The organism is Vescimonas coprocola (assembly GCF_018408575.1).
In the GTDB taxonomy this organism is placed as follows: domain Bacteria; phylum Bacillota; class Clostridia; order Oscillospirales; family Oscillospiraceae; genus Vescimonas; species Vescimonas coprocola.
In genome coordinates, this window is sequence record NZ_AP023418.1 from 2,413,124 (window position 1) to 2,427,392 (window position 14,269).

Sequence of the window (14,269 nt, forward strand, 5' to 3'; positions counted from 1 at the left end):
AAAATATTCCTGTTGCCCACCGAAAAAGTTCTGTGGGCCTGTAAGGAACGATACCGGGAGCTATCCCGGCAGGAGGCATATATGACCAAGAAGAAAACCTATGACAACGACAGTATCTCCAGTCTGAAGGGGGCAGACCGGGTCCGCAAGCGGCCCGGCGTCATCTTCGGCTCCGACGGGCTGGAGGGCTGCGAGCACGCCATGTTCGAGATCCTCTCCAACGCCATCGACGAGGCCCGTGCAGGCTATGGCCGGCTCATCACCGTGACCCGCTTTGCCGATCTCTCCATTCAGGTGGAGGATCAGGGCCGTGGCTGCCCCGTGGACTGGAACGAGAAGGAAGGGCGCTACAACTGGGAGCTGGTGTTCTGCGAGCTGTACGCCGGAGGCAAGTACGACAACGAAAACAGCGACAACTACGAGTACTCGCTGGGGCTCAACGGTCTGGGCTCCTGCGCCACCCAGTACGCCAGCCGCTATATGGACGTCACCGTCTGCCGGGACGGCAAGGAGTACCGCCTGCACTTTGAACGGGGCGAGATCGCCGGGGAGATGCGGGTGACGGAGCTCAAGCGCCGCCATACCGGCTCCACCATCCGCTGGCTGCCGGATCTGGAGGTGTTCACCGACATCGACATCCCGGCGGAGTACTACCGGGAGGTGCTGCGGCGGCAGGCCGTGGTCAACGCCGGGGTCACCTTCCGCCTGCGGTGCGAGGTAGCGCCGGGGAAGTTCGAGACGGAGGATTTCCTCTATGAGCACGGCATCCGGGACTATCTGGCGGAGCTGGCAGGGGAGGATCCCCTGACGGAGCCGGTGTGCTGGGAGACGGAGCGTCGTGGCCGGGATCGGGTGGACAAGCCGGAGTACAAGGTGAAGCTGAACATCGCATGGTGCTTCTCCAACCGGGTCCACCTCATCGAGCACTACCACAACTCCAGCTTTCTGGAGTACGGCGGCAGTCCCGATAAGGCCACCCGCCTGGCCTTCGTCTACGCCATTGACAAGTACCTCAAGGAGAACAATAAATACACCAAGGGGGAGAGCAAGATCACCTTCCCCGATGTGCAGGACTGTCTGGTGCTGGTGAGCAGCAACTTCTCTACCCAGACCAGCTACGAAAACCAGACCAAGAAGGCCATCACCAACAAGTTCGTGCAGGACGCCATGTCGGAGTTCCTGCGGGAGCAGCTGCAGGTGTACTTCATCGAGAACCGGGAGGCGGCGGAGAGGATCGCCAATCAGGTGCTGGTGAATAAGCGCAGCCGGGAGACGGCGGAGCGCACCCGTCTCAACACCCGGAAGAAGCTGACGGAGAAGATCGACATCGCCAACCGGGTGCAGAAGTTTGTGGACTGCCGCACCAAGGATGTGTCCCGGCGGGAAATTTATATCGTGGAGGGCGACTCGGCTCTGGGCGCCTGCAAGCAATCCCGTGACGCAGAGTTTCAGGGGCTGATGCCTGTCCGGGGCAAGATCCTCAACTGCCTGAAGGCGGACTATCCCCGCATCTTCAAGAGCGACGTCATCACGGATCTGATGAAGGTGCTGGGCTGCGGCGTGGAGGTGCAGGGAAAGGCCGCCAAGGAGCTGAATCAGTTCGATTTGAACAACCTCCGCTGGAGCAAGGTGGTCATCTGCACCGATGGCGACGTGGATGGCTTCCAGATCCGTACCCTGATCCTCACCATGCTCTACCGGCTCTGCCCCACCCTCATCAAGGAGGGCTACGTCTACATTGCCGAGACGCCGCTGTTCGAGATCACCTGCAAGGAAAAGACGTGGTTTGCCTACTCCGAAAAGGAGAAGGCGGAGGTGGTGCGCCAGCTGGAGGGCAAGAAGTACAAGGTGGATCGCTCCAAGGGACTGGGCGAGAACGACCCGGAGATGATGTGGCTGACCACCATGAATCCGGAGACCCGGAGGCTGGTGAAGGTACTGCCGGATGACGCCGAGGAGACGGCCCGTGTCTTTGACCTGCTGCTGGGGGACAACCTCTCCGGCCGGAAGGACTATATCGCTGAAAACGGCTGCCGCTATCTGGATATGATCGACGTGGGCTGAGGGAGCGTATGGGCCGGGCGGGACGATGTGGGCATCGGCCCCTACATGCGCCTGCTGCTAGACGCTCCGTAAGGGACGATATCTGCGTCGGCCCGGCTGCGCCAGTTCCCAAGCGTTTTTTGACGGGGTCATCTTTCTCCCGCCAGTTTGAATACGAAAGGAATCATCTTTCATGGCAAAGAAGAAAACAGAAGAGAAAACCGTCCATCGTCCCGCCGATCCCAATGTCATGGGGCTGCGGGGGACGGTGGTGGAGCAGCCCATCACCCGCACACTGGACGAGAACTATATGCCCTACGCCATGAGCGTCATCGTCTCCCGGGCCATTCCGGAGATCGACGGCTTCAAGCCCTCCCACCGGAAGCTGCTGTACACCATGTACAAGATGGGGCTGCTCACCGGCGGGCGCACCAAGTCCGCCAACATCGTGGGCCAGACCATGCGCCTCAACCCCCACGGTGATCAGGCCATCTACGAGACCATGGTGCGTCTGGCCAAGGGAAACGAGTCGCTGCTGCACCCCTTTGTGGACAGCAAGGGCAACTTCGGCAAGGTCTATTCCCGTGACATGGCCTATGCCGCCAGCCGCTACACCGAGGCAAAGCTGGCCCCCATCTGTGCCGAGCTGTTCCGGGATCTGGACTGTGACGCCGTGGACTTCGTGGACAACTATGACAACACCACCAAGGAGCCTACCCTGTTGCCCACCACCTATCCCAACGTGCTGGTGTCAGCCAATCAGGGCATCGCCGTGGGTATGGCCTCGCAGATCTGCGGCTTCAATCTGGCGGAGGTGTGCGACACCACCATCGCCCTGCTGAAAAATCCCGACCATGACATCGCCTCCACCCTGCTGGCGCCGGATTTTCCCACCGGCGGACAGCTGGTGTGCGACCCGGCGGAGCTGGCGGAAATTTACCGCACCGGCCGGGGCGGCGTCAAGGTTCGGGCCCGCTGGCGCTACGACAAGAAGGAGAATCTCATCGAGATCTTCGAGATCCCCTACTCCACCTCCATCGAGGTGATCCTGGACAAGGTGGCGGAGCTGGTGAAGGCCGGCAAGGTCAAGGAGATCAGCGATATGCGGGACGAGTCGGACCTCAGCGGCCTGAAGCTCACCATCGACCTCAAGCGGGGGGTGGATCCGGAGAAGCTGATGCAGAAGCTGTATAAGCTGACGCCTTTGCAGGACACCTTCAGCTGCAACTTCAACATCCTCATCGCCGGGATGCCCCGTGTGCTGGGAGTCAAGGCCCTGCTGGAGGAGTGGATCGCATGGCGCACGGAGTGTGTGCGGCGGCGGGTGTACTTCATCCTCTCCCGCAAGAAGGAGAAGCTGCATCTGCTGCTGGGTCTGAAGCGCATCCTGCTGGACATCGACAAGGCCATCGCCATCATCCGGGAGACGGAGGAGGAGGCCGAGGTCATCCCCAACCTGATGATCGGCTTTGGCATCGACGAGAAGCAGGCGGAATACGTGGCGGAGATCAAGCTCCGCAACATCAATAAGGAGTACATCCTCAAGCGGGTACAGGAGACGGAGACACTGCAAGGGGAGATCCAGGATCTGGAGGACACCCTGCAAAAGCCCGCCCGCATCCGCAGGATCATGGTGGAGGAGCTGACGCAGGTACGCAAGAAGTACGCCCAGCCCCGGAAAACCGAGATCATTTACAGCCACGAGGTAGAGGAGTATCGGGAGGAAGAGCATGTGGAGGACTATCCTGTCACCGTGTTCCTGTCCCGTGAGGGATATTTCAAGAAAATCACGCCCCAGTCCCTGCGGATGAGCGGCGAGCAGAAGTACAAGGAGGGCGACGGCCCCGGCCAGCAGGCGGAGGCCACCAATGCCGCCGAGGTCATGTTCTTCACCGACCGGTGTCAGGTCTACAAGACCCGCCTCAGCGAGTTCGGGGACAGTAAGGCATCAGTGCTGGGAGACTATCTGCCGGCGAAGCTGGGCATGGACGAGGGCGAGAGTGTGGTCTATATGGTGCTGCCGGGGGATTACAGCGGGCATCTGCTGTTCTTCTTTGAAAACGGCAAGGCTGCCCGTGTGGAGATGAAGGCCTACGCCACCGTCTCCAACCGCCGCAAGCTCACCGGGGCCTACTCCGACAAGAGCAGGCTGGTGGCCATTCTGCCGCTGGCGGAGGATCGGGAGCTGGCGCTGCTGTCCACGGAGCCCAGGGCGCTGATCTTCCACACGTCCCTGCTGCTGCCCAAGGCCACCCGCTCCACACAGGGCGTGGCCGTCATGACCCTGAAGCCCAAATACCAGCTGCAACGAGTCTGCACGCCGGAGGAGTCCGGTATCGTGAATCTCCCCCGCTATCGGGCCCGCAGCATCCCCGGTACCGGCGCTCTCCTGCGGCCGGAGGACCGGGGCGAGGAGCAGCTGACCCTGCTGTAAGAAAAAAGGAGGAGCCTATGAAACGGAACGTCCTGACGCAGTATCTCATCATCACGGCGTCCTGCGCCCTGTATGCCGTGGGGTTCAACTGGATGTTTGACCCCAACCACATCAGCGTGGGCGGCTTCACCGGTCTGGGGCAGATCATCAACTACCTGCTGCCGGGCCTGCCCATCGGCACCATCGTCATTATCCTCAACGTGCCGCTGTTCGTGCTGGGCTGGCGGTTCATCGGCAAGGATTTCCTGTTCTCCTCCGTCTATGCCACGGCCGTCAGCTCTCTGATGATCGACGGTCTGGCGGCGGTGCATACCTTCAAGCCTATGGAGCCCATTCTGGCCTGTCTGTACGGCGGCGTCATCATCGGCGTCTCCTGCGGCATCATGCTGCGGGAAGGGGCCACCACCGGCGGCACGGAGCTGGCGGCCCGGCTGCTGAAGCTGAAGCTGGAGAGCCTCAGCATCGGTACCCTGTGTCTTGCCATCGACATTCTGGTGACGGTGACGTACGCCCTGATCTTCCGGGATCTGACCCGTGCGCTGTACGGCATGATCTCCCTGTCTCTGATCTCCGTGTCCATCGACAAGGTGGTCTACGGCCCCAATGCCGCCAAGGTGGCCTATATCATCAGCGACTGCCATGAGGAGCTGACCCACCGCCTGCTGGAGCTGGATCGTGGTGTGACACTTTTGCAGGGCAAGGGCGCTTACAGCGGCAAGGACAAGCAGGTGATCCTGTGCGCCTGCGCCCGGACACAGATCATCCCCGTGAAGCGGGCGGTGCAGGAGATCGACCCAGACGCCTTTGTCATCGTCTGCGACGCCCACGAGATACTGGGCGAGGGCTTCGGCGTATATGCGCCGGGCGGACTGTAAGGTGCGGCCATGAGAAAACGTGTATGGGCGCTGGCGGCGGCCCTGCTGATGCTGCCCCTTACCGGCTGCGGCTCCCTGCTGAACCGGGATTACAGCGTCACCGAGCCCCACAGCTCCAGCTACTACGAGAGCGAGGACCGATCCGTCCTCCGGGCGGAGAGCTATCAGGATCTGGTGAATGCCCTGCTGGTGCTGATCAGCGGCGGGGCCAAGGAGGGAACCATCTGGCTCTACCCCGACGACAGCGGGCTTCCCGCCCCGCAGGCGGCGGAGCGGGCGTGTCTGGAGGTGCAGAAGGAGACGCCGCTGGGAGCCTACGCCGTGGAGTACCTGACCTATACGGTGGACGAGACACCTCGGAACTATGACGCCATCCAGCTGACCGTCGGCTATCGCCGCACGGCGGCTCAGGTGGCGGGCATTGTGCATATCACCAGCACCTCCGCTCTGGGGGATCTGCTGCGGGAGGCCGCACGGAACCACGCTGCGGAGCTGGTGGTGCAGGTGGGCTACTTCGACCATCAGGCGGAGGAGGTCCGCACACAGGTGACGCAGATACAGGCCGAGGTGGAGCCGGAAAGCAAGGAGCCGTGGACGGTGAATTTCTACCCGGATTCGGGGAACGCCGGCATCATTGAGGTGCTGCTGAGCGGCGCAGGGAGCGCAGAGGGTGCAGAACAAAATACAAAAAATACAAATTAGCGCTTGACAAATCCGAAAAACGCAGGTATAATCAATCTTGCGTTTGCGGGCGTAGCTCATCTGGTAGAGCGCGACCTTGCCAAGGTCGAGGTAGCGAGTTCGAGCCTCGTCGCCCGCTCCAAAAAGAATACCCCATCCGACAGGACGGGGTATTCTTTTTGGAATGTGCCGCAGCACCGGAGAACTCGCTGCCTCGACCTGCGCGAAGCGCGTCAAATCAAGAGGTGAGGCAGGGCTCCTGCGAATGGCGACAGCCATTCGTGGGATGCCGGGAAGCGAGTTCGAGCCTCGTCGCCCGCTCCAAAAAGAATGTGCCGCAGCACCGGAGAACTCGCTGCCTCGACCTGCGCGAAGCGTGTCAAATCAAGAGGTGAGGCAGGGCTCCTGCGAATGGCGAGAGCCATTCGTGGGATGCCGGGAAGCGAGTTCGAGCCTCGTCGCCCGCTCCAAAAACACCACCCGAAGGGTGGTGTTTTTTTCGCTTATTCGGCCCTCACCGCCGTGTCAGGAAGACACAAAATAACCTCCCAAAACCACTCCGCCGGAGGGCCACCGCTGCATCGACAATTTCCACTCTTTTTGGAGGGTTTTTGTGTTGACATAACGAGGTGGAAAAGTCTGTGGAAACTGTGCAAAACCCAGTAGATAAGCCATTTGCGGAGGTTGCAGGCTGTTATTTTATGCGTAAACCTGGAAACTTATTTCGGGAAAAGAGACTTTTTGCCGAGGAGAGCCGAGTCCCGCACTGAGAACCTGCGGGCCATGCGGCGGCTGAAAGCAGACAGCGGGACGGTCTGCATCCGGGGTGAAATTTTCTATAAAAAGGGGATTCCATCCCGCAGGCAGATTTGCTATAATAGGGGCGACAACAGGCATTTTGCGAAAGGAGCGAACGGTATGATACGAGTTGCTGTCATCGGCTGCGGCAAGATCGCCCAGGTGCGCCATCTGCCGGAATATGCCACCAACCCCAACGCACAGCTGGTGGCCTACTATGACAAAAACAGCCAGCGGGCGCACGAGGTGGCCGCCCAATACGGCGGAAAGGTCTACGACTCCTACTTCGATCTGCTGAAGGACCCGGAGATCGACGCCGTATCCGTGTGTGTGGAGAACCGCAGCCATGCGGAGATGACCACGGCGGCTCTCTACGCCGGGAAGCACGTGCTGTGCGAGAAGCCCATGGCCGTAACGCTGGCGGAGTGCGAGTCCATGGTGGCGGCGGCGGAGTTCAACAACCGGCATCTGATGATCGGCCACAATATGCGCTTCGATCCGGTGCATCGCCGGGCCAAGGAGCTGCTGGAGCAGGGGGTCATCGGTGACGTCATCACCTTCCGCACGGGGCTTGGAACCTCCGGCCCGGAGGGCTGGTCCATGGAGGGCAACTGGTTCTTCGACAAGAAAAAGGCCGTTATGGGCGCTTTGTCGGATCTGGGCATCCACAAGATCGATCTGATGCAGTATCTGACGGGGCAGACGGTCATCGAAACCACCGCCAAGATCCTGACCCTCAACAAGCACGACCGGGAGGATCACCTCATCGGCGTGGACGACAACGCCCTGTGCATCCTGCGGATGAACGGCGGCTCTGCCGGCACCATGGCCGCCAGTTGGACGGTATACGGTCAGGAGAGCAACTCCACCTGCCTGTTCGGCACCCGTGGCGTCATGCGGATCTACAACAGCCTCACCGCCCCCATCGAGGTGCGGGACCTGAGCAACACCATCACCGCCTATCAGTTCGAGCACCAGACCCGCTCCGGCGTCATCGACGAGTTCATCGACGCACTGGAGCACGACCGGGAGCCGGAGGTTTCCGGGCGGGAGGCACTGACCACCATGCGGACCATTTTCGGCTGCATCAAGTCCTCGGAGACGGGGCGCACCGTCAGTGTCAACAACTCTTTCGTGACCCATTTGCAGGACGGCTATCGCCGGAATAAGTAAGCTGTCGAAAAAACAGACCAACGGGAGCGGCTGACCGCTCCCGTTTTCGGAGAGGAGCGTTTTCATGTATCGCATCGGTATTGATCTGGGCGGCACCAACATCGCCGTAGGCGTGGTGAACGACCGCTATGAGATCGTGGCCCGCCGCAGCGTCCCCACCGGGGCGGAGCGCCCGGCGGAGGAGGTCATCCGGGACATGGGCGACGCCGTGGAGGAGGCTCTGCGGCAGGCGGGACTCACGGCGGCGGACTGCGCCTCTATGGGCGTTGGCTCCCCCGGTGCCTGCGACCCCCAGACGGGGGTGGTGAAGCGGGCCTATAACCTCAACTGGTTCGACGTACCGGTATGCCGGATGCTGCACCAGCGGTTCGGCATCCCCGTTCGGCTGGGCAACGATGCCAACTGCGCCGCTCTGGCGGAGGTGGTGGCCGGGGCCGCCGTGGGCTGTCAGGATATGGTGCTCATTACGCTGGGAACCGGCGTGGGCAGCGGTATCATCTCCCGTGGAAAAATTCTCTCCGGCCTGCGGGGCGGCGCCGGGGAGGCGGGACATATGCTGCTGGTGCTGGACGGCGAGCCCTGCACCTGCGGCCGCCGGGGCTGCTGGGAGGCCTACGCCTCCGCTACGGCCCTGATCCGCCAGACCCGTCAGGCGGCGCTGGCGCATCCGGAGTCACTGCTGGCTCAGGTGGAGGAGATTACCGGTCGCACCGCCTTTGATGCCGCCCAGCAGGGCGATGCCGCCGCTAAGGCGGTGGTGGCGCAGTACGCCGTATATGTAGCGGCGGGACTGACGGACTTTGTGAATATTCTGGCCCCGGAGATGATTTTGCTGGGGGGTGGCATCAGCCGTCAGGGGGAGGCCCTGCTGGCCCCTATCCGGGAGTATGTGGCCACCCACTGTTTCGGTCAGCGGGAAGGGGCCATCCCCACCATTGCTGCTGCGAAGCTGGGCAACGAGGCAGGTATCATCGGCGCCGCCGCCCTGTGAGGGTTGCAGCTTCAGCACAAAGAGAGGAGGTATTTCCATCGGAAATACCTCCTCTCTTTGTATTGTGGGGAAAAGCAGGCTGTCGGCGGCAAAAGCCCGATACTCCCCCTCAGCAAAACGCACGGCCCCGGAGATCTCTCCGGGGCCGTTTACCGTATGTGATTTACTCCCCTCGCCGGAGGGTGCAGCGCTGCACCTCGTCCATAGTGGGGATAGACGGAGCGGCGCCGGGTCGTGACACGGCGATGGCCGCCGCACGGGACGCCAGATCCAGACACTCCTCCTCCGGACGCCCCGCCGCCATACAGGCCACGAAGTAACCGGTGAAGGTATCTCCGGCGGCGGTGGTGTCCACCGTCTCCGCCTGATAGATGCCCTGCCGCAGGCGGCGCTGGCCGTCGTCGTACACGCAGCCGTGGCTGCCCAGCGTCAGCAGCAGCCGGCAGCGGGGCCACCTCCGCCGCAGAGTGTTCAGGATGTCCTCCTCGTCATCGCAGCCCGCCAGAGCGGCCCCCTCGATCTCGTTGAAGATCAGCAGCCATGCCTCCCCCAGCGGCAGCCGGGAGATGGACACGTCGATGGGCGAGGGATTGAACACGATCCGCAGCCCCCGCCGGGCGGCCTGCGTCATGAGATAGTCCAGGCCGTTGATCTCATTTTGCAGGATGAGATAGTCCCCTGCCTGAAAGCGCGCCAGCACCCGGTCGATCTCCTCGTGGGTGATCTCCTGATTGCAGCCGCCGAAGAGCAGGATGCAGTTCTGCCCGGAGGGGTCCACCTGAATGACGGCGTGGCCGCTGGGGCCGTCGCCTACGGTCACAAAGTCCGTGTCCACCCCGCTCTTCCGCAGGATATCCGTCAGAACGGTGCCGTCTCCGCCGATCTTTCCGGCGTGGCTGACCGTTCCCCCGGCCCGTGCGGCGGCGATGGACTGGTTCAGCCCCTTGCCGCCGCAGTGGACGGTGCGGCTGGTGGAGCTCAGGGTCTCCCCCGCCTGAACGAAGTGGGGGACCTGATACACGAGATCCAGATTCAGCGATCCATAGCTGAGAATGTGCGCCATATGTCCCTCCTTATGCCGCCTTTTTCCGGTTGCTCAGTGCCTTCCGCAGCAGCGGCCAGCACAGGGACAGCACCGCCAGCAGCAGGAAGAAGATGCAGATGGGCCGGGTGAAGAAGGTGGAGGCGCTGCCCTGACTCAGCAGCAGGGACCGGCGCAGATTGCTCTCTGCCAGCGGCCCCAGAATCAGCGCCAGCACGATGGGCGCAATGGGGATCTCCAGCTTCAGGAAGAAATAGCCGATCACGGCAATCAGCAGCATAGCGCCCACGTCGAACATATTGTTCCGCAGGGCATAGGAGCCGAGGATGCCCTTTTTGTTGTAGGTCTGGTCGGCGTTCCAGATGGTCATGGACGCCGGACAAATACCATAGGGCTTCTTGGCGGTTTCTTTCACTTTCATGATGTTATTCCTTTCCCGTTTTGAATTGGTGACGATTTCTTCAAGCCTGCACCGCAGGCGGGTATACAAAATTTTTAATTTTTAATTTTTTATGCGGTAAGAAAAAACGATATCCCTCGGGTTAGATCATCAGGTTGTCCCAATAGCGGTTGGGTACGGCTGGCGGCCCGGCGGCCGCCCATGATGGGGAAGGGATATCGTTTTGCTTATGCGTTCATTTTCGCCAGAATTTTCTGGCAGGCGCCCTGAATGTGATTCTCGATGATGTCGTGGGCCCGGGTGAAGTTTCCGGCCTTCAGGGCTGCCAGCAGCCGCTCATGGTCATCGGAGGCTACCTGCTGCTGGGAGCGGGTGTGGCTGGTAAGAAGGTAGTTGGCCACGATGAACTGGCCCTGAATGCGGTCATAGACCTCACTGAGACAGCGGTTCCCGGCCTGCTCCACCAGTATCCGGTGGAAATCCAGATCGGTGCGCCGGGTCTGGACGATGTTGGACGTCTTGTTGGAGGCTACACACTCCCCCGCCAGACGCTCCAGCGTCTCGAAGTCCATGGGCAGGAGCTTGTTCTGGATATCCGTCAGCGCCTGATGCTCCAGCAGCAGCCGCATCTCGATGATATCGCAGACCTCCTTCTCACTGAAGGCGGGCACGGAGAAGTGTCCCTTGCTGGAAAAAACCACCATGCCCTGGGTATGCATCCGTTTCAGGGCCTGCTGGATGGGGGTCCGACTGACGCCGTAGCGCTCCGCCAGATCGTCCAGATTCAGCGCCTGCCCCGGCTTCCAGTTGCCCTGTAAGATCTCCTCCAGGAATGCTTCGTGGATGGTCACATCCAGATTCTTTTTCAGTGCCATGTGCTTCACCGTTTGTCCTTGTTGCGTTTTTCTCGCTGTTTACGTTCTTATGATAATCCGTCTTTAGATAAATTGCAATACACGAAACCTCCAATTTAATTTTTAATTTTTTATAAAAAACGTAAAATTTCCGTCAATTTTTTCAGATGCTTCCATGTTGGCAAGCCATCGCCGCCGGAAAGTCCACCGGCAGAGCGGTACTTTTCCTGTGACCCACCCTGAACCGGGGGCATAGGATAAGGGCGGAGAGACATTCTCCGATCCGGGCGCAATGCCCAATGGCAAGGGAGGACGGATATGATGATACAGCTCCTGCACGCCGCCTTCGTGTACCAGTCCCCGGACGGGGAGGTAGAGGCGCTGCGGGATGTCTCCTTCGATGTGCAGGAGGGGGAATTTTGCAGCATCGTGGGTCCCTCCGGCTGCGGAAAATCCACCCTGCTGTCGGCGTTGGCAGGACTGGAACGACTTTCAGGCGGCAGTCTGGAGTTGGATGGGGAGCCGGTGTGCGGGCCCTCCCGGAAGGTGGGGTTCATGCCCCAGCGGGACCAGCTGTTCGAGTGGCGCAGCATCTGGGGCAACGTGACGCTGGGCCTGACGGTACGGGGTGAGAATACGCCGCAGCGGCAGGCCCATGTCCGGGAGCTGCTGGAGCGCTACGGGCTGGCGGACTTCGCTCAGAAGCGGCCCTCCCAGCTCTCCGGCGGGATGCGCCAGCGGTGCGCCCTGATCCGGACGCTGGCGGCTCAGCCCAAGGTGCTGCTGCTGGATGAGCCCTTTTCGGCGCTGGACTATCAGACAAGACTGGCCGTATCGGCGGATATCTACCGCATCATACGGCAGGAGGGCAAGACGGCGCTGCTGGTGACCCATGATATCTCCGAGGCCATCAGCCTGTCGGACCGGGTGGTGGTGCTGAGTCACCGCCCGGCGGTGGTGAAGAGCATCCACCGGCTGACCCAGCTGCAGGGGGTGCCGCCCTTGCAGCGGCGGGATCACCCGGCCTTCGCCGGGTATTTCAAGTCCATCTGGAAGGAGCTGGAAGTGCATGAAGGATAGCGCTCCTTCGCCCCGGCGGCTGCAATATCTGCGGGACTACCGCCGGAGAAAGCGGTCGATCCGGCTGTGGCAGGTGTGCCTGCTGGCGGGTCTGTTCGTCCTGTGGGAGCTTACCACCCGGCTGGGCCTCAGCGACGGCTTCCTCACCAGCAGCCCCAGCCGCATGGCTGGTACCCTGCAAAGCTTGTGGCACAGCGGGGACCTGTGGCGGCACATCGGCACCTCGTGTCTGGAGACGGTGGTGGGCTTCACCGCCGGAACACTACTGGGAACCGCCATCGCCGTGGCCATGTGGTGGTGGGAGAAGCTGGCCCGTGTGCTGGACCCCTATCTGGTGGTGCTGAACGCCCTGCCGAAAACGGCGCTGGGGCCGATCTTTATCGTGTGGATGGGGGCCGGGATGGGGGCCATCATCGTCATGACGCTGGCCATCTCCCTGATCGTCACCATCCTGACCATGTATCAGGGTTTTATGACCACAGACCCGGAGAAGCTGCGGCTCATGCGCTCTCTGGGGGCCAGGCGGAGCCAGATGCTGTGGCTGCTGGTGTTTCCCGCCAATTGCCCTACCCTCTTCAACACCCTGAAGGTAAATGTGGGTCTGTCGTGGGTGGGCGTCATTATGGGCGAGTTTCTCGTTTCCCGTGCAGGGCTGGGCTATCTCATCGTCTACGGGTCGCAGGTGTTCAACATGGATCTGGTGATGACCAGCGTGCTGATCCTGGCGCTGGCGGCGGTGGTGATGTACCAGCTGGTGCTGCGGGTGGAGAAAATATTGAATCGAACTTGGGGGGTACAGTCATGAAGAAGGTATTTGCCTGCCTGCTGGCGGTGTGTATGGTGCTTCCGGCGATGGCGGGCTGTTCCCAACCGCAGGAGACCACTGTGGTGCGGCTCAGCGAAGTCACCCACTCCGTATTCTATGCGCCGCAGTATGTGGCCATCAGTCAGGGGTTCTTCGCTGATGAGGGCCTGACGGTGGAGCTGAGCAACGGCGGCGGCGCCGACAAGGTCATGACCGCCGTGGTGTCCGGTCAGGCGGACATAGGGCTGGCGGGGCCGGAGGCCAGCATCTACGTGGCCCAGCAGGGCAAGGAGGATCCTCCGGTGATCTTCGCCCAGCTGACCCGGCGGGACGGCTCGTTTCTGGTGGGCCGCAGCGATGGCCCCTTCCGCTGGGAGAACCTGCGGGGCAGCACCATCATCGGCGGCCGGGCCGGGGGCGTGCCGGAGATGACGCTGGAGTACGTCCTGCGCCAGCACGGACTGACCCCCGGTGAGGACGTGACCGTGGACACCTCCGTGCAGTTCAACATGATGGCCGGTGCCTTTACCGGTGGCGGAGGGGACTATGTGACGCTGTTCGAGCCCACCGCCACGGAGGTGGAGCAGGCGGGCAAGGGATACATCCTCTGCTCCATCGGGCAGGAGAGCGGCGAGATCCCCTATACTGCCTATTTCGCCAACCGCAGCTACCTGACGGCCAACGCCGGTACGGTGCAGCGCTTCACCAACGCCATCGCCCGTGCTCAGCGCTGGGTGGCGGAGCATACGGACCGGGAGGTGGCGGAGGCCATCTGCGGACAGTTCCCGGATACGGATTTGGCGGTTCTGGAACGGGTCTGCGCCCGGCACCGGGAGATCGATGCATGGAACCTGACGCCGGTGATGGAGCAGGCGGCGCTGGAGCGGCTGGAGACGGTGATGACCACCGCCGGACAACTGAAGCAGGAGGAATGGGTGGACTTCGACCGTCTGGTGGATAACTCCTTCGCCCAAAAGGCAAGCTAAGGGCAGCAGTTGCCCCTCGCCGGAGAAGCATGAGGGCTGCCCACCGGCGGCCCTCATGCTATCGCAGCGGGCGCTCCCGGCAGTAAAAAGAGCCGTCACGCTATGCG

At 61.7% G+C, this 14,269-nt stretch carries 12 protein-coding genes and 1 tRNA gene; 10 read left to right on the forward strand and 3 right to left on the reverse strand.

Annotated elements, in window-relative coordinates:
* Positions 1-81 precede the first annotated feature (81 nt).
* The 7 genes from KJS28_RS11720 to KJS28_RS11750 all read left to right on the forward strand — a co-directional run bounded on the left by KJS28_RS11720 (position 82) and on the right by KJS28_RS11750 (position 8,995).
* Positions 82-2,064 (forward strand): DNA gyrase/topoisomerase IV subunit B, encoded by a 1,983-nt coding sequence (locus KJS28_RS11720; protein WP_213541119.1) that lies wholly within the window; start codon positions 82-84, stop codon positions 2,062-2,064.
* Positions 2,065-2,236: 172 nt separating this feature from the next.
* Positions 2,237-4,477 (forward strand): DNA gyrase subunit A, encoded by a 2,241-nt coding sequence (locus tag KJS28_RS11725; RefSeq protein WP_213541120.1) that lies wholly within the window; start codon positions 2,237-2,239, stop codon positions 4,475-4,477.
* Positions 4,478-4,494: 17 nt separating this feature from the next.
* Positions 4,495-5,352, forward strand: a complete 858-nt coding sequence (locus KJS28_RS11730; RefSeq protein WP_213541121.1) for a YitT family protein — start codon at positions 4,495-4,497, stop codon at positions 5,350-5,352.
* A 9-nt stretch (positions 5,353-5,361) separates the two neighbouring features.
* Positions 5,362-6,054, forward strand: coding sequence for a hypothetical protein (locus tag KJS28_RS11735; protein WP_213541122.1), 693 nt, complete (start codon positions 5,362-5,364; stop codon positions 6,052-6,054).
* 45 nt (positions 6,055-6,099) lie between these two features.
* Positions 6,100-6,175, forward strand: a tRNA-Gly gene (locus tag KJS28_RS11740).
* Positions 6,176-6,951: 776 nt separating this feature from the next.
* Entirely contained in the window at positions 6,952-8,004 is a 1,053-nt protein-coding gene (locus KJS28_RS11745; protein ID WP_213541123.1) for a Gfo/Idh/MocA family protein, read from the forward strand.
* Between the two features lie 64 nt (positions 8,005-8,068).
* A complete protein-coding gene (locus tag KJS28_RS11750) occupies positions 8,069-8,995 on the forward strand; it encodes an ROK family protein (RefSeq protein WP_213541124.1) in 927 nt (308 codons plus the stop codon).
* Between the two features lie 163 nt (positions 8,996-9,158).
* Here KJS28_RS11750 and KJS28_RS11755 read toward each other — a convergent pair whose 3' ends face one another.
* The 3 genes from KJS28_RS11755 to KJS28_RS11765 all read right to left on the reverse strand — a co-directional run bounded on the left by KJS28_RS11755 (position 9,159) and on the right by KJS28_RS11765 (position 11,312).
* Positions 9,159-10,058: a ribokinase gene (locus KJS28_RS11755; protein ID WP_213541125.1), complete on the reverse strand. Its 900-nt coding sequence runs from the start codon at positions 10,056-10,058 to the stop codon at positions 9,159-9,161.
* Positions 10,059-10,068: 10 nt separating this feature from the next.
* Positions 10,069-10,458, reverse strand: a complete 390-nt coding sequence (locus KJS28_RS11760; RefSeq protein WP_213541126.1) for a tripartite tricarboxylate transporter permease — start codon at positions 10,456-10,458, stop codon at positions 10,069-10,071.
* Between the two features lie 206 nt (positions 10,459-10,664).
* Positions 10,665-11,312 carry a GntR family transcriptional regulator gene (locus KJS28_RS11765; RefSeq protein WP_213541127.1) on the reverse strand — a complete coding sequence of 216 codons (648 nt, stop codon included), beginning with the start codon at positions 11,310-11,312 and terminating at the stop codon, positions 10,665-10,667.
* 297 nt (positions 11,313-11,609) lie between these two features.
* Between KJS28_RS11765 and KJS28_RS11770 the strand changes: the two genes are divergently transcribed.
* The 3 genes from KJS28_RS11770 to KJS28_RS11780 are packed head-to-tail and all read left to right on the forward strand — an operon-like array spanning position 11,610 to position 14,162.
* Positions 11,610-12,371, forward strand: coding sequence for an ABC transporter ATP-binding protein (locus tag KJS28_RS11770; RefSeq protein ID WP_213541128.1), 762 nt, complete (start codon positions 11,610-11,612; stop codon positions 12,369-12,371).
* A complete protein-coding gene (locus KJS28_RS11775; protein ID WP_213541129.1) occupies positions 12,361-13,176 on the forward strand; it encodes an ABC transporter permease in 816 nt (271 codons plus the stop codon). The genes KJS28_RS11770 and KJS28_RS11775 overlap by 11 nt, the downstream gene beginning before the upstream one ends.
* Positions 13,173-14,162, forward strand: a complete 990-nt coding sequence (locus KJS28_RS11780) for an ABC transporter substrate-binding protein (RefSeq protein ID WP_213541130.1) — start codon at positions 13,173-13,175, stop codon at positions 14,160-14,162. The genes KJS28_RS11775 and KJS28_RS11780 overlap by 4 nt, the downstream gene beginning before the upstream one ends.
* The last annotated feature ends 107 nt before the right edge of the window (positions 14,163-14,269 follow it).

Coding starts and splice junctions, on each gene's coding strand:
- KJS28_RS11720 (WP_213541119.1), top strand. CDS start 82: ATGACCAAGAAGAAAACCTATGACAACGACAGTATCTCCAGTCTGAAG.
- KJS28_RS11725 (WP_213541120.1), top strand. CDS start 2,237: ATGGCAAAGAAGAAAACAGAAGAGAAAACCGTCCATCGTCCCGCCGAT.
- KJS28_RS11730 (WP_213541121.1), top strand. CDS start 4,495: ATGAAACGGAACGTCCTGACGCAGTATCTCATCATCACGGCGTCCTGC.
- KJS28_RS11735 (WP_213541122.1), top strand. CDS start 5,362: ATGAGAAAACGTGTATGGGCGCTGGCGGCGGCCCTGCTGATGCTGCCC.
- KJS28_RS11745 (WP_213541123.1), top strand. CDS start 6,952: ATGATACGAGTTGCTGTCATCGGCTGCGGCAAGATCGCCCAGGTGCGC.
- KJS28_RS11750 (WP_213541124.1), top strand. CDS start 8,069: ATGTATCGCATCGGTATTGATCTGGGCGGCACCAACATCGCCGTAGGC.
- KJS28_RS11755 (WP_213541125.1), bottom strand. CDS start 10,058: ATGGCGCACATTCTCAGCTATGGATCGCTGAATCTGGATCTCGTGTAT.
- KJS28_RS11760 (WP_213541126.1), bottom strand. CDS start 10,458: ATGAAAGTGAAAGAAACCGCCAAGAAGCCCTATGGTATTTGTCCGGCG.
- KJS28_RS11765 (WP_213541127.1), bottom strand. CDS start 11,312: ATGGCACTGAAAAAGAATCTGGATGTGACCATCCACGAAGCATTCCTG.
- KJS28_RS11770 (WP_213541128.1), top strand. CDS start 11,610: ATGATGATACAGCTCCTGCACGCCGCCTTCGTGTACCAGTCCCCGGAC.
- KJS28_RS11775 (WP_213541129.1), top strand. CDS start 12,361: ATGAAGGATAGCGCTCCTTCGCCCCGGCGGCTGCAATATCTGCGGGAC.
- KJS28_RS11780 (WP_213541130.1), top strand. CDS start 13,173: ATGAAGAAGGTATTTGCCTGCCTGCTGGCGGTGTGTATGGTGCTTCCG.